Below are 23,338 nucleotides of genomic sequence, written 5' to 3' on the forward strand. Positions count from 1 at the left end.
AGGGCTTCGATGGCGATTCCCAGCAAAGGCGACGGAAGTCGTTGTTCTGCAGAGCTTCCAACCGTAGGAATGGTGATGACGACCCGCGTGGTCGCGATCGGCCCGTCTGCTTCTCTTCAAGAGGCGCTGGCCGTCATGTTGGGGGCGCGCGTTCGGCACCTGCCGATAGTCGATCGCGGCAAATGTGTCGGCCTTCTGTACGAGTCCGACGCTTTATGGGAACTGTATTTGCGGGCCGAGGCTGCGAGCGGCGCCGGTGCATGCGCTCGCAGCCCGGTGCCGCTCGTCGCGGTCGACGCCACGCTGGAGTCGGCCGCCGAAGCATTGGAGCGCGCCTCCGCCGATGCTCTCGTGGTCGATCATGATGGCCGGATTGCCGGAGTTTTGACGTCTACCGACATCGTCCATGCGATTGCTCGGGCGCGATAACGCCGGAGCGGTTGCGTCAGTCGACCACGGCTGACACCGTCTGCGCGGCGAGATAGCACGCGATGATGTCGACGGTGCATCGGTGAGTACTTCTCGCCACGAGAACACCTCGCGCTCAGCGTCTTAGTCGACAAGATTCGGCGCGCTTGCGGACGATCTGACGTCGGACATAGCCGTCGGTGGACTGCCCACGAGCCTCGACGCAAGCGAGGATCGCAAATTTCGTTTCCGCGTTATTCATTGGGGTCCGAGTTGCCACTCGGCCACCATTCGCGTTGTCGTGCGAGACCGAACATCTCCAACAGAACCCCGACTGTGACGAAAGACGGTTGCAGCAGGCTCAGTTCCTTGATGATGGCGATCTGCACGGCGATCCAGGCGACAAGCAGAAGTCCCGATCCGATTGCAGCGGTGGCTGCTCGGGGGTCTCCCGAAATGGCCAGCCACGCGGTCGCAGTCATCGGCACACCGACGATGAGCACGAGCGCAATTCCGGCTAAAGCAGGACTGTCGAAAGGGATTCGATGGGCAGCCTCGTCGCCGACGTCCAAGACACCCAGTATGAGCCCGGCCGCGCCGGCGAAGGCCAGTATGGCGGTACAGCCCGCCAGCGATGCAACCGAGTACGCCCAGAAGGTCGCAATCGGTCTGCGAATTGTCAGTTGCATGATGCTGAGTCTGTATAGCTGGACGAATCGGCGGAAGGGCCCCATGTCCATTGCGGAAAGGACGTTCGGAGTCGGCGAGACCATAACGCGCACTGAGCAACAGCGGATCGCCCGGCCGTGATCAGCACGGCCGGGCGACATGGGGAGCGCGAACTCGGGATCAGCGGATCACGAATGTCGCGGCATGTCGTGACCCCGTGAGGCGATGATGGCGATGGCGGCGACCGTCGCGGCTGTCGACAGCGCACCGACGCCGCCGACGGCGGCCCAGTTACCGAGCCCCGACCCGGCGGCAGTCAAGGTAATTCCCACGAGGGCGACTGTCACCATTGTGAGCACGTACACGATTGTCCACGCCGTCGGTTTCATTTCATTCCTTCACTGGTTGAGCAGGTGCATTCCTGACAAGATTGTGCGAGAACTGAACCGAGGGGTGACAGGGCAATTCGCCTCGAGTCGAATGGTCTGGTTTCCCTCGCAGGCAGTACGAATGTCATTCCGAGAAAGTCCAGGCGCCACTTGGGATTGGACCGCCAAGAGAATTATCCGCAAGTGGCTGCCCCCATACGACGTGTACAAGCGATTCGGGGAAAACAGCGAAGACTCTCTCTAGTTGGCCGGGCGAGAACAGTTGGTCGAGCGCGTCGGTGACCAGGCCCGCAGTTGTTGGAACGTCCGCTCGAGGTATGCCGGCCTCACGGGCGAACTGAGAGACAAACGCCTCGGTGCCGTGTCGGACGGGTACGTGCGAGGGTACCCAGCCGTCGTAGAACATTCCTCGGATCAGTTCCGGCATCTGTGCACCCAGGTGTGCGGCGACGGGGACCGGAATGCGATCACGAACCGTATGGCACCAGGCCCGGAGCGCCCGATAAGCAAAGAACCTGTCCTCGGTACCCAAGGTGTCGGTCACCACGTCGAGCCAGTGCTGCGCCTTGGCGACAGTGGGAGCGAAGGGATCGCGTTGCTGTGTCATGAAATCTCCTTGGACTCGAAACGGCGTGTGTTTCGAGGTTCTCGGTTGATCACCGCCTCCAACTAGGGCAATGCGGCCTCGTCCGGAGGCCGTCAGGCCCCGGTACGACGACTTTGGGCGGTCGAATGGCAAGTGTCTGCTCGAGAGTGGCTCGGCGATTGTGAGTTCGACGACCGACGATTGACCCAGCGGCTGAGGACCACCGGCCCTTCGTGCCGGGCGTCGATTGCAGCACGCTGAAGACGGTCGCATCGAGCGTCGCTCCGCGCATGGAGCGGCGGGCGGAAATGCGAAATATGGAAAGGCAAAGGTAGTTTCGATGCAGGCACGGGATCTCATGACACGTTCGGTGGTGACGGTGCAACCGCGAACTCCGCTCGCACAGGCGATCTCACTCCTTGTCGGCAATGGCTTCGCGGCGCTTCCCGTCGTTGACGAGGACGGTCACGTGATTGGAATGCTGTCCGAGTCGAATCGTTGATTGCAGGCCGGGATCAGGCAGGTACGACTGTGGAGCAAGTGATGACGGCCTCGGCCCACGTATTGAGTCCGAGCGCAGATATGAGCACAATCGCGGTGCGCATGATCAACTTTCGCCTTCGTTCGATGCCGGTCGGCCGCCGCGGCATCTTGATCTGAAATTTGCAACTTACCTGGGCCGAGTTCGATCGGTCCACACAACTTCTCGATCGGAGTTCATCATGGTTCATTCACCCCAGAAATCAATCATTGTCGGCATCGACGGATCTACAGCCGCCATTCGTGCGGCTGAGTGGGCCGCAACAGAAGCGGCTGACCGGGATATCCCACTCAGGCTCGTCTACGTTGCGGAGCCGAACGGCGAGGATCCTGTGGCGGGAGCTCCGAACACGGAGTTCGACTATGGCAGAGATGCTTTGGAGGCAGCTCGACGGGCTGTGGAACATCGTGACGCGGTGAAAGTCGAGTCCGAGTTGCTTCACGGGAAGGTCGACTCGACCTTGGCGGAGCTGTCCGAAGGCGCAGAAATGGTAGTCGTCGGATCGGTGGGTATCGGGTTCTTCGCCGAGATGATTCTCGGGTCGACCGCCTCTTCGCTCGCGCGGACAGCCCGCTGCGCGGTCGCGATCGTTCGTGCGCCCCACCGGTACGCCGAAGTGCCGTCGGCGGGGCCGATTGTAGTTCCTATCGAGAGTAGATCGCCGGTGGACGCAGTCCTGGGGGCGGCATTTTTCGAGGGCAAGATCCGAGCCGCAGAAGTGATGATTCCGCAGCTACAGCGTATCCGCCCATGGGCGGTTCCTGCGAGCTCGACGACGGTCGCGCGTGGTGCCACGGGTCCGTTGGAAGACCGGGTGGATACGTTCCGCGGCAACTTCCCGACCGTGGTGGCCTACTCGATGCTCATAGACGGGTATCCGATTGCGTATCTGGAGCAACTGAGTAAGAGTGCGCAATTGGTTGTGGTCGGCCGCCGCCGTCAGACCGGCGCGGAAGACGCCGGCACTCTCGATGGGACCGCACACGCAATGGTTTATCACGCGAAATGCCCTGTGCTGGTGGTCCCCTCGATCACCTGAGAGCGGGAGATGCAGAAGCCCGGCCAACGGATTCGTCGCTGGCCGGGCTTCGCAGTTCCTGTAACGTCGCGTGTGCCGGACGCGGCCTGGGGCTCGCTGCAAGCAGCAAATATCCGACAGTGACCGGAGCCAGGAGATTCAGGAAACGGTAGACCAGCACGGCAGCAACCGCGGTATCAGCCTGCATTCCGGTTGCGGCGAGCGCGATCGTGAGAGTCGCCTCGACCACGCCGAGACCGCCCGACGCGCCGTGTGGCCGCGGCGTAGCCTGCTGACAACGGTGTGCGGTTGATGGCTATGAGTGCTGCTCCGCCGCCGACGATGACAGTCGCAATTGCCCCGCGCCGGCCGAAGCCGTGAAGACGGTCCACTTTCTGGGTGGTCGATCAGCCGGCGCGTCTACAAACCACGACTGGGCATGGCGCGTGGTAGATCAGGTTCTGACTCGTGGAGCCGAGTAGCGGCCCGATCAGGCGGTTGCGACCGCGACTCCCCACGACGACTATGTCGTTGGAACTCGCGCGGTTCAGCAAGATCTGTGCCGCGCCGCCTCGTTCGGAGATCCGAGTGACGACAACGTCGGGGTACTTGTCGCTCCAGCCCGCGGTGCACTCGGCCAGCAGGGCGGCGGCCTCGCTTTCTTCGGTGGCAAGCGACTTGCGTGCCTCGGCAATGGGGTAGTGAACCTCGATCTTGTCCGCCTGCCAGGCGTGCACCGCGACGAGTGGAAGTCCGAATGCAGCAGCGAGTTGGAAGGCGTGCTCGACCGCATCGTCACTGAGGGGAGTGCCGTCGACGCCGACGATGATCTGCCGGTGAACGGAGTCGAACATCTCCACGTTCTGCCGGCAGATGACGACCGGGCAGTGCGCGTTGTTGACGACAAGGATGGCTGTAGAGCCGAGCAGAATCGTGCCGAACATCTCGGTCCCGTTCGGGCCGAGGACACACATGCGAGCATTTTTGGATCGTTCGATCAGCGCTTGCGCTGCGGGTCCGGTGGACACACTGCCGGAAACGTCGATGTCCGGAAAGTGCTCGCGCACGAGTTCGGCGGTCTCGGTGACGATCCGGTTCGCGGGTTGTCGGCCGGACTCCGCCAACTCGGCTGGCCCGGCAACCGCCGCTTCACCGAAGTAGTAGCCCGGATTGGGTAGAGCGTGCACGATCTCGAGTGTGCAGTGCAGTCTCGTTGCCAGGTCAGCCGCCCACAGAGCGGCTTGCGCGGCCGACCACGATCCGTCGACGGCCGCGACAATCGGATGTTCGGCGAAGTCCTCGTCCACTGCGTATCTTCTCTCGATCACGCTGTAGTCGGCATGCTGACGCCCGTCAACGTACGACTTCTCGTCGTCGTCCGGTTACGGCACCATCGAGCGAATCGATCATCTCCGTGACTCCGTGCCGCGGTGAGGCCGCCAATGGCTCTGCTGTGGATGGCGCCCAACCGATTCGCAAGATCATTTGTGGAAAACCCGAGTCGCCCAAAACTTCTGACACAATTGCGGCGCGCGTATCAGGCAACTCCAGAGGCTCTGTCAAGGGACACGTGGCAAGTCCCAGCGAGGTCGCCGTCAGCAGAACAGCGCTGGTTGCCTCACCCGCGCGTAACCGCGAGATCGTGTCGTCGGACGGAGTAGCCAGCACGAGCAGTTCTGCCGCATCCTCGCTGGGCTGCACGCCACGCGGTTGTTGGAGCAGAGGATTCGCGAAGGTACGTGACGGCATCCGACTCGTGCCATCGGGCGCAGAAGTGTTCGTGGCGGGCACCCCATCCAGCGAGCCTCGGCGCCCGCTCCACACGCGCAGTTCTGTTTGATAGTCGGAATCCTTCGCGTGCTCCGCGGCGGCCGCGGCGACGGCGCGCTCGAGATGCGTGAGTGCCTCTGCTCGGTAGAGCACGACTCCCTCCTGGGCCGCCCGAGACGCCATCAACGCGATGTGGCCTATCGGTACGGGCCAGGAGCTGTAGTGCCTACGATCGGTTCGCCGGCGCGGAATCGCACCAGCCATTGCGATGTCCTGCTCGGACGCGACATGGCGATCCAATTCGATAGCAGCGATGTGCTCAGGATCGGCGGGGTTCGGGAAGCGGTGTGTACGTGCTCTCCATCCCAGGCCTGCCATCGCGACCTTGAAGTGGTTCAGCGCTGTGCCGCAGCTCAGCATCAGATCTCGACCGTCCGGATCCGTGTGGTGCAACACGACTTTGGGATCGATGTAGAGATGCACAGTTCGGTCGCCCATTCGCCACCGCCACGGTTGCGAATTGTGGACCGATGGCGCGCGCAGCGCCAATGCGATTGCTGCTCTGATAGTGCCTTCGTCGGGGAACTCTGCGTCCATTTTGGGTTTGCCTCTCTGTCCGGTGCCTGTGACAACAACCTTCGCACCAGTCCCAGGGCGAGTGCAGAGGACGAAGGCCCTGATTTCGGGGGACCATATACTACCGTGCTGGCGACGCTAATATTCTCGAAATACCCAGTACTGCAACAGTGTTCAACACGGCCAGTGCCTACTGCTTTCCCCGGCGTATTCATCATCGGCAGGCTCGGCTGGGGCTCGATCGGCCAGGTCCTCATCCCAGGGACGGAGCGCAAGTTCGGCGACCTCGCAGGTCACATCGTCGTAGTCCGCCCAGCGTTCGACCTCGGTTTCAGCGTCGGACTCGGACTCGCACAGGGCGCTGTGCAGCAAATCGTCGCCCTTGAACACACGAACTTCGATTGTCATGTCGCTCCTCGTGATTAGAAGGTTCATCGAATCCGATGCCGGGCGGGCGCGCTGAGAGCACAAGGACCCGTGGCGCGGTGACGAACGAATCGACTTGTCGGGACGGGCGCCGCTTGGCGCTCGCCGGCATTGCGATAACGATCGAGATGCAGGTAAACGACAGACTCGGAGCAACTGATGCCCCTTCATCATGAGATCCTGACCACTCCAACCCACAACGGACGCGCAGACGCCAAGCGGTCGTTGTCCGAGACGATTGCCGCGATCGTCCGGCCCCACTATCAAACCGGCCGTAAGCGTGTCGACGCTGTCATGGAGATACTCGCGACACAAGCTGGCCAGTCCGAACTGTGGCGGCGCCACATCGGTTCGGACCGCGTCGAGCCACGCGGTCGTGAGGGTCAGGCAACGCAAGTGATCGATCTGGGCGCGGTGCGGAGGGCCCGAAGGATTGCGCGTCGCATGTACACAACGGATCGTCGACTTAGCTGCGGCAGCGGTGGCAAAGTCATTGCTTTCGATATGGAACGCGCTTCGCACAACAGTTCTTCGTCAGGCACGAAAGAGCGGACCTGAGGTGACGTGCAAGCCTGGTCGCAATCTCGGTCCAGTAGTAGATCCGCGGTTCCATGATGTCGTCATCTTCGATATGGACGGTGTCGTCACCGATACCGCAACCGTGCATGCGCACGCATGGGCCGAGGTGTTCGACGCATTTATGGGTACGCGCGCGGCTTCCGCGGACGAAGATCATGCGCCCTTCACCACCGGAGACTACAAGCGGTATGTCGACGGGAAGGCGCGCAACGCAGGTATCGTCGATTTCCTTGCGTCGCGTGGGATTTCGTTGGTTCTCGGCAATGCCGAGGACCAGTTGGCGGACGCTACGGTGTGCGGGCTCGGCAACCGAAAGAACGAGCTTTTTCGGCAGCGAATCGCGCATGGGGGCGTTCGGGTCTTCGCCGGCGTTGTCGCGTTGGTTGCGCACCTCAGGAAAGCAGGAATAAAGACTGCCGTCTTCACTGCAAGCCGCAATGGCGCGATAGTGCTCAGGGCCGCCGGGCTTGACGAGCTGTTCGACGTAACCGTCGACGGCGTCGATGCACAAGAATGCAATCTGGCCGGCAAACCGGATCCGGCGGTTCTGCTCGAGGCCGTTGGTCGCACCGGTGCTCAGGTCGCAAGGGCGGTCGTGATCGAAGACTCAGAAGCGGGTGTTGCGGCGGGACGGAACGGCGGATTCGCGCTCGTTATCGGCGTCGACTCGGCTGGGGGCTCGAGTCCGCTGCGCGAATGCGGTGCCGACACGGTGGTCGCAGACCTCGCCGAAGTCGTGATTCGGGAAAACCTTGTCCGCTCCTCGGACCTTCCGCATGCTTTGACCGAAGACGGCGCGCTCGACCCGACTCTGCGCGGATCGCGGCCGGCAGTTTTTCTGGACTATGACGGCACATTGTCCGACATTGTGAACGACCCCGATTCCGCAGTGCTGGCCGATGGCTGTGCGGCCGAGCTTTCGAGGCTTGCGCAACTCTGCCCCGTCGCTGTGATCAGCGGCCGGGATCTGGCCGACATCCGCGCTCGGGTCGCGCTACCTGGAATTTGGTATTCGGGTAGTCACGGATTCGAACTCATCGGTCCCGGCGGTGAGTACTACGAGAACGAGGCTGCGCTCGCGGCGATCCCGGATCTCGCGCGGGCGGTCGCGGGCTTGCGTGAAAGCTTGAGCCACTTTCCGGGAGTCCTTCTGGAACACAAACGATTTACGATCGCTGTCCACTATCGCAACGTAGCGGCCGAAACCATCGAAGAAATAGTCGGTGCGGTCGCCGCCGTTGCATCGGCGACGGGACTTCGGTTGACGACCGGTCGCAAAGTGGTCGAATTGCGGCCCAATGTGGACTGGGGCAAGGGGGACGCCTTGTGCTGGGTTCTGGCGCACATCGTCGGACCGGATAAAAGGACACCGCTCTACATCGGCGATGACCTCACCGATGAAGACGCTTTCGATGCTGTTGCGCAAGAAGGCGTTGGGGTCGTTGTGCGCAATGCTGATACGGGGGACCGCCCTTCCGCTGCGCGTCTGGCTGTGGACAGCACCGGCGAGGTTCGCGAGGTTCTGGCCAAACTCGCCGACCGGCTGGAGCGAGTGGTCGCGACGTGTCATGCGGACACGTGGACTTTCAGTTACGAAGGTTACGACGCTGAATCCGAAAAGTTGCGCGAGGCTCTGTGTACCACCGGAAATGGGTTGTTTGCGACCCGCGGGTGTGCGCCAGAAGCGCGGGCAGGGGAGTACCACTATCCGGGCACCTATGCCGCCGGCGTCTACAACCGATTGCTGGACCGCGTATCTGGCAAAATCATCGACAACGAGAGCATCGTCAACTTGCCGAACTGGCTCCCAGTGACGTTTCGGACCGAGGGGCCAAGGGGTGCGTGGTTCGACCTCGATAGAGCTGAGCTTCTCGACTATTGTCAGCACCTCGATCTGAAACGTGCAGTTTTGCAGCGCCGCTTCAGGTTCCGCGATTCGCTAGGGCAGAACACAGCAGTCGTGCAGAGACGGTTCGTTTCGATGCAGCACCCGCACGTGTGTGCACTGGAAACCACGGTGGTTCCCGAGGACTGGTCGGGCATGGTCGAGTTTCGTTCGACAGTGAACGGCGCTGTCCGGAACACCAATGTCGAGCGGTACCGCGAGCTGTCGAGTGACCATCTCCAGCACGTCGAGTCACGGCAGCTTTCCGACGACTCCGTGCTGTTCGTAGTAACGACCAATCAATCGCGCATTCCGGTGGCGGTCGCCGCAAGGAACACACTGTGGCGCGGGGCTGAAAGAGTTTGCTCGCCGTACCGACTCGTGGATGAGAGCACCTCCATCGGCCATGAGATCTCAGTCGACGTCACGTCCGGACAGCCGGTGTCGCTGGAAAAGATCGCGACCGTATTCACGGGCCGTGACCGTGCAATTTCCGAGCCAGCCGATGAAGCGGCGCGGATGTTGGGGCGCATCGCTCGGTTCGACGATTTGCTGAGCGGGCACGAACTTGCCTGGAAACACATATGGGCCCATGCGGATATCCAGTTGGAGGGCCACGACGAGGCTCAGCGGATCGTCCGCCTGCACATACTGCATCTGATGCAAACAGTGTCGAGACATACGGCGGACGTCGACGCAGGCGTGCCCGCTCGAGGCTTGCACGGCGAGGCATACCGCGGGCATGTCTTCTGGGATGAGTTGTTCGTCCTCCCAGTACTCAACCTCCGGTTACCGGCGTTGTCGGAATCGTTGTTGCGCTACCGTTTTCGCCGTCTTCCAGAAGCAAGAAGGTTGGCAGCCGAAGCGGGTTACAGGGGCGCGATGTTCCCATGGCAGTCGGGTAGTGACGGTCGCGAGGAAAGCCAGCAATTGCACCTCAACCCGCGGTCGGGCAGGTGGGTGCCGGATTCGAGCCAGCGCGCGCATCACATCGGTGCGGCAATCGCCTACAACGTATGGCAGTTCTATCAGGTCACAGGCGATCTCGACTTCCTCGCGGACGTGGGGGCAGAAATGCTTGTGGAAATCGCGCGGTTCTACGCGAGTCTCGCGACATACGACGACAGACTCGACCGCTACGTCATTCGCGGAGTTATCGGCCCGGACGAGTTCCACTCCGGCTACCCGGGGCGGCCGCTCGATGGGATAGACAACAACGCATACACGAACGTGATGGCGGTTTGGGTGATCGTGCGCGCGCTCGACGCACTGGACGTCATCCCCAGCGTCACTAAGTGCGAACTGCTGGAAACCCTGGGTGTCGACGCCGACGAGATGACTCGGTGGGAAGCGGTCAGCCGCCAGCTGTACGTGCCTTTCCACGATGGTGTGATCAGCCAGTTCGAGGGCTACGATCAACTCGCTGAACTGGATTGGGAGAAATATCGCGGTAGGTACGGCGAGATAGGACGCCTGGACCGTATTCTCGAGGCAGAGGGCGACGACGTCAATCTGTACAAAGTGTCCAAACAGGCCGACGTGAAGATGCTCTTCTACCTCTTGTCGTCGGACGAGCTTCGAGAGCTTTTCGATCGACTCGGTTACAAGTTCGACGCCCAAACGATTCCGCGGACCATCGATTATTACATGGCGCGCACGTCGCATGGATCCACGCTCAGTGCGGTCGTGCAATCTTGGGTTCTCGCTCGTGCCAACAGATCTCAGGCCATCGAGTTCTTCGACCGTGTGCTCGCATCCGACATCGCCGACGTGCAGGGCGGCACGACTGCGGAAGGGATTCATTTGGCAGCAATGGCGGGCAGTATCGACCTGTTGCAACGATGCTTTTCAGGCCTCGAGACACGCGGCGATCGTTTGGTGCTTTGTCCGAACTGGCCGACAGAACTCGGTGCTCTCGCGTTTCCGATCTACTACCGAGGGCACCGCCTTGTGCTCCGCATAGTCGGCACGGAGGTCCAGGTGACAGCCACCGAGGGTACCCAGCGGCCGATCGAGATCGAATGCCGTGGCCACGTGGCCGCGTTGCGGCCGGGTGACACCGTGCATCTGAAATGAGTGTCTTCACAGTTCTCGTCATCGTGGTCGGCCTGGCGATGGCCTTCGATATCACCAACGGCTTTCATGATTCGGCGAATGCTGTTGCAGCGCTTGTCGCGACTCGGGCAGCGACGCCGGCGCAAGCCCTGGCCCTTGCAAGCGCGGGCCACATCTTGGGTCCATTGCTTGCTGGTACCGCGGTTGCGGACACTGTCGGTGGCGTCGTCCACGTTGCGCCGCACGAGACGGTGACGGCAATCGCGGCTGCACTGACCGCAGCCATTGCATGGAACATGGTCACTTGGAAGTTCGGTCTGCCGTCCAGTTCCTCGCATGCTCTTGTGGGTGGACTCGTCGGTGCCGCGATCGTTGCCGGTGGGCTTTCAGGTGTCCGGTGGGGCGGTTTCTCGGACGGTCGGCCGACCGGCGTATTCGGCGTCCTTGCTGGGTTGGCGATTTCGCCCGTGCTCGGAGTCGCGGTAGGTGCGGGAGGGATCTACATCGGACGACGGCTGTTGCGCAGAGCGCGGCGAGAGATCAACGGCGTCATCCGAAAGGCCGAGTGGGTCACGGCGTCGGCTCTGGCGTTCAGCCATGGTGCAAACGATGCGCAGAAGACGATGGGTGTTGTGACGCTCCTGCTGGTCGCCGAGGGACAGCTATCCGAATTTGCAGTGCCGTTCTGGGTTCGCTTTGCAGCAGCCGCGTGCCTTACGGTTGGCACCGCGCTCGGCGGGTGGCGCATCGTACGAACGGTCGGCAGCGGCGTCTACCGGATGCAGCCCTTGGATGGTCTAGTGAGTCAAGGCGGCTCCGCTGCAGTCATTTTGGTAGGTGCTGCGGTTGGTGCCCCTGTCAGCACGACGCACGTCGTTGCATCCGGCGTGGTTGGTGTCGGGCTACAGCAACGGGCCCACCACGTGCACTGGGCCGTTGTCCGCGAAATTGGCGCGGCGTGGATCGTCACCCTACCCATCAGTGCCGCCGTCGCCGTTTTCGTTTACCCCTTATGGAGTGCAGTGACATGAAACTTCCACACGCGTGGTTTCTGCCGGAAACCTATGACATTCTCGGCACACTGATTGAACAGTTGGACATTGTCGAGCAGTCCTTCAGCATTCTCGCGGCGTGGTGCGCAGGTGCCGATGGCGCCGATCCCATCATTGCAATGCGCGCGTTGATCGTGCAGGAACACGTGCGCCGTCGACGATTGCACACGCAGGTTCGATCGAGCTTCAGTACTCCCCTCGGCGCCGAGGACTTGTTCGAACTTGGCGAGCGGCTCGGCGAGATCTGTGAGCGGTCGTACGCAGTCGTGCGCGAGGCCGAGCTTTCGCACACGGCGACCGATCCGTGTCTGGGGCTGCAGGTGGATGCGATCGAGAGAGCGCTCGTTCCGCTCGGTGCGGCGATACACGCCCTGCCGCACGCGCGGGCGGGGAAGTTGGCAGACGAATCGCTCGAACTTTTGACCGCAGCAGAGCACGCCTATCGAACCGCGATTGCCGATCTCGAAAGTGAAACCGACCTCCGTCGGGAATTGCGCCGCCGGGAGTTGTACCGGCGCGCGGAGCATCTCACCGATGCGGTTCGCGGTGCCGCGCGGCGGACCTGGTACGCGGTGTACAAGTCTCAGTAGGGAGTAGTCGGTGTACGCACGGATAGCCGCACCCGAGTTCGGGTGCGGCTATCCGCATTGGATCGATCAGCTCTGGGGCGCCGCCAGGACCACTTTGAGTGCGCCGGTCTCGCCAGCCCGCGCGAACACGTCGTAAGCATCCTCGAATTCGTCGAGGCCGAATCGATGGGTCACGATAGGAGATGCGTCGACCTGTCCGCTGGCCAACAGTTTGATCAGTGTCGGCGTCGAGTTCGTATCGACAAGACCTGTCGTGATCGTGAGGTTCTTGATCCAAATTCGCTCGAGGTGCAACGTGGCGGGCGCGCCGTGTACGCCGATGTTGGCCACGTGTCCGCCAGGACGGACCAGATCGACTGCCAATTCGAAGGTTTCGGGGATTCCGACCGCTTCCATGGTCACGTCGGCGCCGAGGCCGTCGGTGAGGCCCCGCACAATATCCAGCACATTCTCGTTGAGGCTGTTCACGATGATGTCAGCGCCGGCGCTCTTTGCCGCCGCCAATCGCGACTCCGCGACGTCGATCGCGATGATGTGGCTCGGGCTGTACAGCCGGGCGGTCATGATTGCTGCCAGGCCGATCGGTCCCGCGCCCACGATGGCCACGACGTCGCCGGGGCGAACCTTGCCGTTGAGTACACCCACCTCGTGACTCGTCGGCAGTATGTCGGCGAGCATCAGCATTTGCTCGTCCGACAAACCAGGCGGCACAGGATGAGTCGAGTTGTCGGCAAACGGCACACGTACCAATTCCGCCTGAGTGCCGTCGATGAGGTGACCGAGGATCCAGCCGCCGCCACCGAGGCACTGGCCGTAACTTCCTTCTCGGCAGAAGCGGCACGCGCCGCAGGAAGTAATACACGAAACAAGAACGTGGTCGCCGACTTTCACATTCTGGACGGCATCGCCGACAGCGGTGACGGTGCCGACGGCTTCGTGGCCGAGAACTCTGCCGGGGGTCACCTCAGGAACATCGCCTTTGAGAATGTGCAGGTCCGTGCCGCAGATTGTGACAGCGTCGACTCGGATGATCGCGTCTGTCGGGCTTTGAATCCGCGGATCGGGCACTTCTTCCCAGGCCTTCTTGCCGGGACCGTGAAAGACCAATGCGTGCATGGGTTTCCTCTGTCTCTATTTGGTGTTGGCGCGCGAGCCGGATGGCCGCGCAATGGTGGCCAGGATGTCGCGCCAGGTGACCATCCCTACGGGTCGACCGTGTTCCACGACCGGAATGGCGCGCAGTTGTGCGCGCAACATCGCTTCTGTGATCTCGGCCAATGATGCGCTCGGTGTCACCGACACCTGCGGTGACGCGAAATCCATGACTCGCGTGCCACGTTCATCGACAGGACCGCTCTCGTCGGAGCAAGCTCGCTCCGCCCAGCATTGAGTGAGATATGCCTTGGCGACGGCATCTTCGGTTGCGAGCTTGACCAAGAAGCCGTCGTTATCCACGATCGGCAGTGTCGTAAACCCGGTGCGAAGCATGGCGTCTGCCGCGTCGGCAACCGACACGTCGATGGCGAGCGCGACTATGGGGCTGGACATCAAGTCGAGCGCATGGGCCGGCTCCGAGGTCGACGCTTCGCTGAAAAAATCGATGAGTGACATGTCCGCGCTCCTGCAAAGTTGCTGTGTACCAACAAAATTATTCGCGTACCGCGCAGTCGGTGATAGCGACAAAGCGACCGATTGCCGGTGTCCAAAGTCCCTATGGATGCTGCCGTCGCTGCCAGTGTTCAGCTTCGCAAACCGACGCGGCCAGGTGTGCGTGCCGAACCGGTCATCGAAAGCGGGGACCAATCTCACTCCGGCCCAGAATCGTTCGTAGCAGGGACCACATGCCCCGATCCTGGTGACCAACGACAGCCGCCCGCGCATTGCCGCAAGCAATAGCGTCGAACAGACCCCCAACGAGCACAACGAAGGATGAGAACAATGACCTCGAACAGCGACACAGCACGGACGGAGCACGCGCTTTCGACCGCAATCGTTGTCGGCACGGACGGATCACCGGCAGCGACGGACGCCGTCCGATGGGCTGCAAAGACCGCGGCGATCAGGAATCGCAGCCTGCACATCGTCCACGGACTGGGGCTCGGCGCAACGAGTGGTGGCCATGCCAATCCGTACCTGACTGTTCCCGGCGTCGTCGATTCATTGGAAGCAGTCGGAAAGGCGGTGCTGAGAGAGGCAGAGGAGACTGCTCGAACGGTGGTCCCCGATCTGGTGGTCGAGACGGCACTGTCTGCGCTGGGTCCAACCCAGCTGCTTGTCGACTTATCGCGTGAGGCGTACATGGTCGTCGTCGGAGGATCGACGACGCGCTTCGGCTCCATCGATGTTGCTGTGACCAGCCACGCTCACGGGGAAGTTGTTGTCGTTCGGGGTGATTGGGAAGCTCGAGCAGCAAGCGCTCCAGTTGTCGTCGGCATCGACGGCAGCCCGACAAGTGAGCACGCAATAGCTGCCGCCTTCGAAGAGGCGTCGTGGCGCGGCGCTCCGTTGGTCGCTGTGCATGCCTGGAGCGACTTCACCCTCGGCGCGATCGCGGGTCGGCCCGGTGTGCTGACCTCTCTCGCCGGCATCGAAGAAGCGGAAAACGTGGTGCTCGCAGAGCGGCTTGCGGGGTGGCAGGAGAAGTTTCCTGACGTCACCATCGAGCGCAAGGTGTACTTCGACGGCCCGCGCGAGCACCTGTCGAATTGGTCCGCGCAGGCCCAGTTGGTGGTCGTCGGAAGCCGCGGGCGTGGCGGAATCCGGGGTATGTTGCTCGGTTCGACCAGCAACGTGCTTGTCCGACAGGCACATTGCCCAGTGTTGGTTGTTCGTGCACCGCATCGCGTGGGATGAGGCGTGAGCACCACTGCGTATTTCGGCGTACCAAGCGAGGTGCCACCGCAGGCACGGCGCGTTGCGAAGCCATGGTCGAGGCTGCTGTCGGCGCCACCGGTCAGTCGCGTTTTCGAACCTATCGAGTTTGCGGCGCTGCCGCCCAACACTCGGCGGTGGCTGCAGAGGTCGGTAGCACCGTGTACGCCCCTCGCGACGACTGTGCGGCTTACCATGCGGGGCAGTATTCGCTTGGGCCGGTGGCGTTCGTTCGAGGCAACCCAGTTGCTCTCGCCATCCCGCGGCTACGTATGGGCCGCGACCACCAAGGTCGCAGGACTGCCTATCTCGGGGTACGACCGTTTTACTGACGGCGATGGGGAAATGCGCTGGCGAATCGGCGGGATAGTCCCAGTCATGTCGGCTGCTGGGTTCGACGTTTCGCGCAGTGCAGCGGGGCGAGCTGCTGCCGAGTGTGTGCTCGTGCCGACGTCGTTCAGCGGTGCAATGTGGGCCGACGACGGTCCGAGCGAGACTGTCGCAACGTGGGTGTACGAGTCCGGCGAAGAGAATGTGCGGTTGCGTCTCGCCTCCGACGGGTCACTGCAGCGATTGTCCATGCAGCGATGGGGAAACCCAGACGGCGCGGGCTACAGGAGACACCCGTTCGGAGTCAGCGTGGAAGAAACCGGAACGTTCGAGGGTGTTGTCATTCCGACTCGATTGCGTGCTGGTTGGTGGTTCGGCACAGACCGCCAGGACGAAGGTGAGTTTTTCCGCGCGGAGATCCTGTCGGCTCATTTCTGCTAGCAAACGTCGCGCTAGATCACTGAAGTCCGAACGATCGCGGCGTTATGCTGGGTCTCTCCGGAGAGGTTTGAGTCATGAGCGCGCGAGAGGGCGGTCCGAAGGCCGGCTCGGTGATCACAGGACCTGAGCCGACCGCGACTCAGCGCGACGTCAGACCCGATATTCCGGCGGAACTCGATGCTGCCGATCTCGCGGACGCAGCAGAGATCGGTCGAGGCGGGTTCGGAGTTGTGTACCGCTGCGTGCAACGCGCGCTCGATCGGACAGTTGCAGTCAAAGTGCTCACCGCCGACCTCGACGACGAAAACTGGGAGCGCTTTCTGCGCGAGGAACATGCGATGGGCCGACTGTCAGGGCACCCGAACATCGTCGACATTCTGCACGTCGACGTGACGCTGACCGGACGCCCATTCATTGTGATGCCCTTTCACGCTCGCGGCTGTTTGAGCACGCTGATCAGGGACGGCGGCCCGTTGCCGTGGCAGGAAGTGGTACGAATCGGAATCAAGGTATCCGGTGCGATGGAGTGGGCCCATCGCACCGGAATCCTGCATCGCGACGTGAAGCCGGCCAACATCTTGCTGAACACCTTCGATGAACCGCAGCTTACCGACTTCGGAATCGCCAGGGTGTCAGGCGGTTTCGAAACATCGACAAACGTGATTGTGGGCTCTCCGGCCTTTACCGCGCCGGAGATCCTGCGCGGCCGACTGCCGTCGCCCCAATCGGATGTTTACGGACTCGGTGCGACGTTGTTCTGCCTTCTTACTGGGCACGCCGCCTACGAGCGGCGCAGCGGCGAGAAGGTAGTGGCCCAATTTTTACGCATAACCTCCGCACCGGTTCCAGACTTGCGCGAGCTCGAAATCCCGGCCGACGTCGCGGCCGCGGTCGAGGCAGCAATGGCAGCCGAACCTGCAGAAAGGCCAGAGTCGGCCGAGGAGTTCGGCCGTATGCTCCAGGCGATAGAAGACCGGCACGGGTTGTTCCACGACGAGATGATGTTGCCCAGACCGATCGGCGAGCGGCGGACGACATCGGGTGCACCGCTCCGAGAATCTGGCGACACCAGCAGCGGCGGTGCGGTGTCCGCTCTTTCCTGGAGCGACGACTCTGCTACTCCTTCCGCCGCCCGATCTGTCGGCGGAGCGCAGCGATTGCTCGCGCGCCCGCGACTGCTGGACCTGTTGCGCGCCGGTAGCGACCGGCAGCTGACGTTCATCCACGCTCCGGCGGGATTCGGAAAGTCGACGTTGCTGACCCAGTGGCGCACGAGTTTGAGCGAGGCCGACGGCCTGGTCGCGGAGCTGACTCTCGATTACGACGACAACAGGGTCGTCTGGTTCTTTTCGCACCTCGTAGAAGCGATCGGTCGAGTACGGCCCGACTTAGGGGCAGGTTTGGTTGCGGAGCTGGAAGAACGCGGCGGCACCGGTGCCACCTTCGTGTTGAGTCGGCTGGTCGACGAAATCCATTCCGTGGGAATTACTTTGGTGTTACTTATCGACGACTGGCACAAAATCACGAACGAAGAAACGCTCAACGCCATGGAGTATGTACTCGACCGCGGATGCCATCATTTGCGGGCGGTGGTGGCGAGTCGATCGCATTCGGGCGTGCCCTTCACCAAGCTGGCACTCCGCGAAGAACTTATCGAGATCGATTCGGATGCTTTGCAATTCGAGCTACCTGAAGTCCGCGACTTCTTCCGAGAAATCCACGATGTCGAGCTCGCCGAAGCTGATGCCGCGCAGCTGTGGGAAGCGACGAACGGTTGGCCTGCCGCTCTCCAACTGGTCGCCCTTTCGCTGGGGCGGCGCGGCGAGACTCTGGGGTCTGCGACCCCACGATCTACCTCGCGGTCTGCTGGTAGGGCTGCGAAAGCAATCGGCAGGATGCGCGGAGATCATCCTGCGATAGCTGAATATCTCGGCGAAAATGTTCTGCACACACTGGAACCGAGAATGATCGAGTTGCTGACAGCTGCATCCGTCGCCGAGCGAATCTGTGGCGGGCTCGCTGCGGCGATCACCCTCGATGACGATGCGCCGATGCAACTCGCCGACGCAGAACGCCGAGGGCTGTTTCTGCACAGTCTTGTCGAAGATCCGAATTGGTTCCGGTTCGACCCCCTCTTCGCCGAATTTTTGCGCGGTCGCCTCGAAAGTAGTCAACCCGGGCGTGCGCGATTGTTGCACGTGCGTGCGTCGAAGTGGTTTGCCGAACACGGCATGGTGCGCGAGTCAGTGGATCACGCGCTGCTCGCCGCGGATCCGAGCGCGGCGCTGGACTTGGTCGAATCACGGGGTATGGACCTGATCGACGGTGCGCGCATGGCCACGTTGCTCGCGTTGGTCGCGAAACTGCCTGCTTCGCAGGTTGCTTCGAGATCGCAGTTACTCCTTGCGATCGCCCGTGCGAACGTGTCGCTTCACCGTCCAGCGGTGGCCCGGCCCGCTCTGGACCGTGTCGCCGTAGCCCTCGCGAACGGCGATGCCGGGGATCGAAATGCCGCGCTGCAGTTGTTGGAAGCGGACGTGCTCCGCGGAGTCGACTCGGCGATCGCCGACGCAACAGAGGGTCTCGAGGAGCTTGTTGCACCGGTGCTCGCCCGTCCGGAAGCTGTTCCCGCGTGGGCAGCGTCGTGCGCCGCAAATGTCAGTTCGTTCGCTGCGATGTCGCGTTTCGACTTCGACGAAGTGCGGCGCCTTCAGAAATGGGCGTCCGATTTCCACGATCGGTCTCGCGATCCGCTCGGTCGGGTATACGGCAATTGCTATGCGGGAATTGCCGCTCGTGAACAGCTCGATATCTACTCGGCAGCAGCACTGTTCGGGCGTGCCCTGGAATTCGCCGAGGGCGTGAACGGCCGCCATTCGCACGCGGCGCGAATCGCGTCGGCGATGCTCGGCCAGCTCTACTACGACCAAGGTGACCTCGACGTTGCCGAACACCTGCTCGGCGAGGCTCACGAGATCGGGTCCGACATCGGGGGAGTCGACTTCATGATTCCGATCTACGCAACTGCCGCGCGAATCATGGGGCTTCGCGGCGACCGGGCCGGTGCTGCCCGACGCCTCGATGAAGGCGCGGCAGCTGCGGCAGAACTGTCGCTTCCTCGTCTCGCGGCGCACATCAACGCCGAACGCATGCGATGGAGTCTTGGTGCGCGCCTGCCGATTCTGGGTATGCCGAAAACATCTGCCAACGTCTTCGAGGCGGCCGTTGCCGACATCGAGGAAGCTGCTGCCATCCGGGCCGCCCTCGACGGCAGCGGGGCGAACTTGGCGCACGGATATGTCGTTCGCGCGCGCGATCTCGCTGCGCGTGCGGGCGATCGTGATTGCGCATTGAGCCTAATCCAAATGCAGCTGCTCCTCGCCGGCTGTCTGTACGCGGCCGGAGAAGTCGACGAGGGCAAAGATATCTTCGTCGGCGCAACAGCTCGGTGCGCCGAACTTGGTCTCGATAGGGTCGTGCTCGATGCCGGAGACCAGGCAGCGGAACTAATTTCGGAGTTGCGGGAGGACCAGGCCCACAACCGATGGCGCCCGAATTGGCCGCAGATTCCGGAAGCGTTCTTCTCGGATATGGTTCGTTGACCTGCGTTCTCGCGACATGCTACTCGCTCAGAAGACCTTCGGACACGAGGATTCGGCGCGTCAGTTCCGAACTGTCTGCATCGCTTATGCGCGTAGCGTCGAGCACGTCGAGACGATGAGTGAGAATCGCGATCGCGTCGCCCAGCACCAGCATTCGGTCCTCGAGGGCGCTCAGCCCGTGTGAATCGGCGACTGTTGCCGCATCGGGATCGACTGCATACTCGAATTCTTCACATGCGATCTCATCATCGTCGAACTCGTCGACATGTGTGCGTCCCCAAATGGTTTCGACCAATACCGTTGGGAGCGTGGCGAATACTCGATCGAGCTCGCCGGGGGAGAAGAGGGTGTCCAGGGCGTCGGTCACATGCCCAGCAGTGGCGGGAACCTCGCTGTGCGGAACTCCTGCTTCGCGGGCGAACTGGGCGATGAATGAGGGCCGGTCGTGTGCGACCGGTACGTGACTGGGAACCCAGTCCTCGAAGAACATGCCGCACAACAGTTCCGGCAGCTGAGCACTCAGATGGGCCGCTCCCGCAATCGAAATACGGTCACGGACGGTGTGAAACCAGGCACGAAGGCTGCGGTAGGCAGTGTCTGGATCGTCGGAGCCGAGCGCCTCGGTGACTATTGTCAGCCATTTCCGCGCCTGTGCGACGGATCCGGCGAAAGGGTCATTCTGGTGGGTCACGAATTGGCCGTCCTTGTCACGTCTGTAGTATTGCTCAAGGGTCTCCGTCGGTTGGTCGCGCGCCAAGGGCCCAAGGTCCCGACGGCGGGGGCCGGTAGCCTTGGTGATGCCACCCTTCGGCCCTGATCAGGGGCGTCGACCGGGCGAATAGTCGTTGTATGGCTACTGTTCTTCTCGGCACGCTGATCGTCGTGTCGCCGGCGTTGGTAGGCGTCGTTGTTCAGTCTGTGCGGTCCCGCCGGCGCGCCCGACGCCTTGAATACCTGAGGATGCGACGAGAAGCGATGCTGCGGCACCCGTCCGCGCAGGGGCGGGACACGATTCTCTCTCCGCTCGCCGCCGAAGCGATGTTGGTCCGTGCGCGCGTCTCTGGCAAGCTGGAGCAGTCGGCGTACCGAGCGCGTATGCGCGAACTTGCCGAAACCTGCTCAGATCACTCGAACGAGTGACGGTAGCCCTGCCTTCGAAGGTCAAGGGGCCCTACGTCTTCAACTCCGCGCCGCACAGGCTAAAGACATGTCAAAGCACAACAACGCGGCCGCGGGACCGGTGGACACACGCCTCCGACTCGAGTCTCGACTCGATGACGAGCTGAGTCGATGGTTGTGGCTGGTTAAATGGTTCCTGCTTATTCCGCACATTCTCGTACTGATCGTGCTGTGGTTTGCGTTTTCGATCGCAACCTTGATTGCGCTGTTTGCCATTCTTTTCACCGCTAGATATCCGCGCGCACTCTTCGATTTCAATGTCGGCGTCTTGCGGTGGTCATGGCGAGTGTGGTTCTACGGCTACGGCATGCTCGGCACCGACCGTTACCCGCCTTTCACTTTGCGGGACGATCCGAAATACCCTGCGTGGCTGTCGATCCCATATCCTGAGAAGCTTTCCAGAGGATTGGTTTTGGTGAAGTGGTGGCTGCTTGCCATCCCGCACTATTTGGTTGTCGCCTTGTTCGTGGGGCAGCCGCGGTCCAACGTCGGTGACGACGGGGGGCAGGGGGCATTCGGCGGTGGGCTGATCGGACTCCTCGTCTTGTTCGTCGGCGTGGCGCTGCTGTTCACAGGCCGCTACCCCCGAGGGATATTCGATTTCGTGTCCGGGATGAACCGGTGGGTGTTTCGAACCGTCGCGTATGCGGCACTGCTGACCGACGCGTACCCGCCGTTCCGCCTCGATGTCGGTGCCGTCGAGAATGCGTCGTGAACCTCTTCGGTACTGTCGGCCGCAAACTGGTCGCTCCAGCTAAGCCCGCACACCGAGCGCAGCCGATCATCGTCGGCGTAGATGGTTCGCCTGCGGCGCTTCGGTGTGTGGTGTGGGCCGCGGAGGAGGCTGCTGCGACGAATGCGCGGCTGCGACTCGTTTACGTTATCGACCACGCGCACAGTAGATCCGCCGGTGGTACAGAGCGAGCTTCAGCCGCACTCGATGCGGCACGCGACGCCGCTCATGAGAGCGCAAACACTGTGCAACTGGACGCGGAAATAATTACGGGGAAACCGAGTTCGGTGCTGCTCCACTTGTCGATAACTGCGGCCGCAATCGTCGTCGGGTCGGCCGGAGTTGGCTACGTCGCCGAGATGATTCTGGGGTCCACGGCCGCAACTCTCGCGGCCTGGTCACGATGCCCTGTCGCAATTGTTCCTGCCTCCGGTCGTTTCGACTCTGCGCAACGCAGCGGACCAGTCATCGCTGCGGTTCCGCCGTCAGCGCCGACAGGTCACGTATTGGAGACCGCGTTCAAGGAGTCTGCGATACGAGAGTCCGACCTCTGCGTCGTCAGAACCGGCGCTGGCCGATTCTGGGGTTTTCCGAGTCCCACAAGAATCACTAATACTGACGAGGCTGACAACGCGCCGCTGCGGCCGCTGCGGCGGAAGTATCCGAGGGTCTCCGCTAGTTCGGTGCTCGTCGAAGGCTACGTGGTTGCGTATCTGATTGAGGCCAGTGAAAGCGCGCGCTTGATGATCGTCGGCCGTACAAGCGGCGACGCGTCGACTCCACCCCATCTGGACATGATCTCTCACACGATCGTGCGGCAAGCGAAGTGCCCGGTCCTCGTCGTTCCCGACAAGCGTTGAGCATGTGGAGGATTCGTCGCGCGTCGATGGCTATCAAAATGTGATCGCGGGGGTGCGATTCACCGCCGCTCGTTGTCCTGCATCTCGGCTGTAACTCTGTTGACGACCCCGACGACTCCCGGAATCGCAGTGGTCAGCGCCGTCATGATCCCGATCATTGCCACACGTTCGGCCTGACCGCTCAACGTGACAACGCCGTCGTGGACCTCGACACCGATTTCGGAAGGCAGCAGCCACATTCCGCGCCTCAGGACATCGCGCTCCACGTCCTGGCGTATTTCGGCGTCCGTTCGTGCAAATGTCGCGACAATGTCTTTTCTGCTGATCACTCCGATCAACTTGTGGTCCGCGTCGACGACAGGCAATCGCTTTATCCCTTGTGAGGCAAGGATTGCTGCCGCCTTGGCTGCGGTGGCAGCTGGACCGATGGTGATCGGCGGGGTGCTCATCGCATCGCGGGCGGTCTGAGCTGCCGCCTTTCTCCGAAATCCGGCCCGTCGTCTGCGGTGCCAAGTATTCGCTGCACGCGATTGCGATCCGCCGGCCGCTTCCTTCGGGAGAAGGTCGGCCTCCGTGATCACGCCGACGACGTGACCCGCCCCGTCGACAACGGGCATCCCGCTGACGTCGCGGGACCGTAGTGCGAAGACCACGTCTTTGAACGCCGTGTACTCGCGCACGTTCACGACGTCGGTGGTCATCAAATCGGCAACCGTCTTGGACTTCATAGCGACTCCTGTCAGTTTGCCTCCGTATCCCACGACCGTAGGCCGCAGTC

23 protein-coding genes are annotated in these 23,338 nt (G+C 62.1%); 13 read left to right on the forward strand and 10 right to left on the reverse strand.

Going from position 1 to position 23,338, the window contains the following annotated elements; genetic code table 11:
- Positions 1 to 75 precede the first annotated feature (75 nt).
- Positions 76 to 429: a CBS domain-containing protein gene (locus JGU72_RS20120; RefSeq protein WP_199685822.1), complete on the forward strand. Its 354-nt coding sequence runs from the start codon at positions 76 to 78 to the stop codon at positions 427 to 429.
- A 233-nt stretch (positions 430 to 662) separates the two neighbouring features.
- Here the strand turns inward: JGU72_RS20120 and JGU72_RS20125 are convergent, their stop codons facing one another.
- From JGU72_RS20125 to JGU72_RS20135, 3 genes are all read right to left on the reverse strand, one after another.
- Positions 663 to 1,097 carry a hypothetical protein gene (locus JGU72_RS20125; RefSeq protein WP_199685823.1) on the reverse strand — a complete coding sequence of 145 codons (435 nt, stop codon included), beginning with the start codon at positions 1,095 to 1,097 and terminating at the stop codon, positions 663 to 665.
- Between the two features lie 168 nt (positions 1,098 to 1,265).
- Positions 1,266 to 1,466 (reverse strand): hypothetical protein, encoded by a 201-nt coding sequence (locus JGU72_RS20130; protein ID WP_199685824.1) that lies wholly within the window; start codon positions 1,464 to 1,466, stop codon positions 1,266 to 1,268.
- A 124-nt stretch (positions 1,467 to 1,590) separates the two neighbouring features.
- The gene (locus JGU72_RS20135; RefSeq protein ID WP_199685825.1) at positions 1,591 to 2,073 is read right to left on the reverse strand and encodes a DUF2267 domain-containing protein; all 483 of its coding nucleotides are present in this window, start codon (positions 2,071 to 2,073) and stop codon (positions 1,591 to 1,593) included.
- 319 nt (positions 2,074 to 2,392) lie between these two features.
- Here JGU72_RS20135 and JGU72_RS20140 point away from each other — a divergent pair, with 319 nt between their 5' ends.
- Positions 2,393 to 2,554 (forward strand): CBS domain-containing protein, encoded by a 162-nt coding sequence (locus JGU72_RS20140; RefSeq protein ID WP_199685826.1) that lies wholly within the window; start codon positions 2,393 to 2,395, stop codon positions 2,552 to 2,554.
- Positions 2,555 to 2,774: 220 nt separating this feature from the next.
- Positions 2,775 to 3,632: a universal stress protein gene (locus JGU72_RS20145; RefSeq protein WP_199685827.1), complete on the forward strand. Its 858-nt coding sequence runs from the start codon at positions 2,775 to 2,777 to the stop codon at positions 3,630 to 3,632.
- A 386-nt stretch (positions 3,633 to 4,018) separates the two neighbouring features.
- Here JGU72_RS20145 and JGU72_RS31295 read toward each other — a convergent pair whose 3' ends face one another.
- From JGU72_RS31295 to JGU72_RS20165, 3 genes are all read right to left on the reverse strand, one after another.
- A complete protein-coding gene (locus JGU72_RS31295; RefSeq protein WP_199685829.1) occupies positions 4,019 to 4,918 on the reverse strand; it encodes a universal stress protein in 900 nt (299 codons plus the stop codon).
- Between the two features lie 46 nt (positions 4,919 to 4,964).
- Positions 4,965 to 5,978: an Acg family FMN-binding oxidoreductase gene (locus JGU72_RS20160; protein WP_199685830.1), complete on the reverse strand. Its 1,014-nt coding sequence runs from the start codon at positions 5,976 to 5,978 to the stop codon at positions 4,965 to 4,967.
- 153 nt (positions 5,979 to 6,131) lie between these two features.
- Positions 6,132 to 6,365, reverse strand: a complete 234-nt coding sequence (locus JGU72_RS20165; RefSeq protein ID WP_199685831.1) for a hypothetical protein — start codon at positions 6,363 to 6,365, stop codon at positions 6,132 to 6,134.
- A gap of 177 nt (positions 6,366 to 6,542) precedes the next feature.
- Here JGU72_RS20165 and JGU72_RS20170 point away from each other — a divergent pair, with 177 nt between their 5' ends.
- From JGU72_RS20170 to JGU72_RS20185, 4 genes are read left to right on the forward strand one after another with little or no spacing between them, the layout of a single operon-like run.
- Positions 6,543 to 6,941: a hypothetical protein gene (locus JGU72_RS20170; RefSeq protein ID WP_199685832.1), complete on the forward strand. Its 399-nt coding sequence runs from the start codon at positions 6,543 to 6,545 to the stop codon at positions 6,939 to 6,941.
- 1 nt (position 6,942) lies between these two features.
- Positions 6,943 to 10,923, forward strand: coding sequence for a trehalose-phosphatase (otsB, locus tag JGU72_RS20175; protein WP_307828524.1), 3,981 nt, complete (start codon positions 6,943 to 6,945; stop codon positions 10,921 to 10,923).
- Positions 10,920 to 11,933, forward strand: coding sequence for an inorganic phosphate transporter (locus JGU72_RS20180; RefSeq protein WP_199685833.1), 1,014 nt, complete (start codon positions 10,920 to 10,922; stop codon positions 11,931 to 11,933). The genes otsB and JGU72_RS20180 overlap by 4 nt, the downstream gene beginning before the upstream one ends.
- Complete coding sequence (locus tag JGU72_RS20185; protein WP_199685834.1) at positions 11,930 to 12,544, forward strand: hypothetical protein; 615 nt, start codon at positions 11,930 to 11,932, stop codon at positions 12,542 to 12,544. The genes JGU72_RS20180 and JGU72_RS20185 overlap by 4 nt, the downstream gene beginning before the upstream one ends.
- A 66-nt stretch (positions 12,545 to 12,610) precedes the next feature.
- Here the strand turns inward: JGU72_RS20185 and JGU72_RS20190 are convergent, their stop codons facing one another.
- Positions 12,611 to 13,660 carry a zinc-dependent alcohol dehydrogenase family protein gene (locus JGU72_RS20190; protein ID WP_199685835.1) on the reverse strand — a complete coding sequence of 350 codons (1,050 nt, stop codon included), beginning with the start codon at positions 13,658 to 13,660 and terminating at the stop codon, positions 12,611 to 12,613.
- A 15-nt stretch (positions 13,661 to 13,675) separates the two neighbouring features.
- Positions 13,676 to 14,155 (reverse strand): CBS domain-containing protein, encoded by a 480-nt coding sequence (locus JGU72_RS20195; protein ID WP_199685836.1) that lies wholly within the window; start codon positions 14,153 to 14,155, stop codon positions 13,676 to 13,678.
- A 327-nt stretch (positions 14,156 to 14,482) separates the two neighbouring features.
- Here JGU72_RS20195 and JGU72_RS20200 point away from each other — a divergent pair, with 327 nt between their 5' ends.
- The 3 genes from JGU72_RS20200 (at position 14,483) to JGU72_RS20210 (ending at position 19,788) form a co-directional block, all read left to right on the forward strand.
- The gene (locus tag JGU72_RS20200; RefSeq protein WP_199685837.1) at positions 14,483 to 15,397 is read left to right on the forward strand and encodes a universal stress protein; all 915 of its coding nucleotides are present in this window, start codon (positions 14,483 to 14,485) and stop codon (positions 15,395 to 15,397) included.
- A gap of 39 nt (positions 15,398 to 15,436) precedes the next feature.
- A complete protein-coding gene (locus JGU72_RS31300) occupies positions 15,437 to 16,186 on the forward strand; it encodes a DUF6544 family protein (RefSeq protein WP_307828540.1) in 750 nt (249 codons plus the stop codon).
- 74 nt (positions 16,187 to 16,260) lie between these two features.
- Positions 16,261 to 19,788, forward strand: coding sequence for a serine/threonine-protein kinase (locus JGU72_RS20210; protein ID WP_199685838.1), 3,528 nt, complete (start codon positions 16,261 to 16,263; stop codon positions 19,786 to 19,788).
- A 19-nt stretch (positions 19,789 to 19,807) separates the two neighbouring features.
- Here the strand turns inward: JGU72_RS20210 and JGU72_RS20215 are convergent, their stop codons facing one another.
- On the reverse strand, positions 19,808 to 20,479 hold the full coding sequence (locus JGU72_RS20215) for a DUF2267 domain-containing protein (RefSeq protein ID WP_199685839.1): 672 nt from the start codon (positions 20,477 to 20,479) through the stop codon (positions 19,808 to 19,810).
- Between the two features lie 158 nt (positions 20,480 to 20,637).
- Here JGU72_RS20215 and JGU72_RS20220 point away from each other — a divergent pair, with 158 nt between their 5' ends.
- The 3 genes from JGU72_RS20220 to JGU72_RS20230 all read left to right on the forward strand — a co-directional run bounded on the left by JGU72_RS20220 (position 20,638) and on the right by JGU72_RS20230 (position 22,560).
- On the forward strand, positions 20,638 to 20,928 hold the full coding sequence (locus JGU72_RS20220; protein ID WP_199685840.1) for a hypothetical protein: 291 nt from the start codon (positions 20,638 to 20,640) through the stop codon (positions 20,926 to 20,928).
- Positions 20,929 to 20,995: 67 nt separating this feature from the next.
- Entirely contained in the window at positions 20,996 to 21,682 is a 687-nt protein-coding gene (locus JGU72_RS20225; protein ID WP_199685841.1) for a DUF4389 domain-containing protein, read from the forward strand.
- Positions 21,679 to 22,560: a universal stress protein gene (locus tag JGU72_RS20230; protein WP_199685842.1), complete on the forward strand. Its 882-nt coding sequence runs from the start codon at positions 21,679 to 21,681 to the stop codon at positions 22,558 to 22,560. The genes JGU72_RS20225 and JGU72_RS20230 overlap by 4 nt, the downstream gene beginning before the upstream one ends.
- 59 nt (positions 22,561 to 22,619) lie before the next feature.
- Here the strand turns inward: JGU72_RS20230 and JGU72_RS20235 are convergent, their stop codons facing one another.
- The gene (locus JGU72_RS20235; protein WP_199685843.1) at positions 22,620 to 23,288 is read right to left on the reverse strand and encodes a CBS domain-containing protein; all 669 of its coding nucleotides are present in this window, start codon (positions 23,286 to 23,288) and stop codon (positions 22,620 to 22,622) included.
- Positions 23,289 to 23,338 lie beyond the last annotated feature (50 nt).

This window comes from Antrihabitans auranticaus (assembly GCF_016481275.1).
GTDB lineage: Bacteria > Actinomycetota > Actinomycetes > Mycobacteriales > Mycobacteriaceae > Antrihabitans.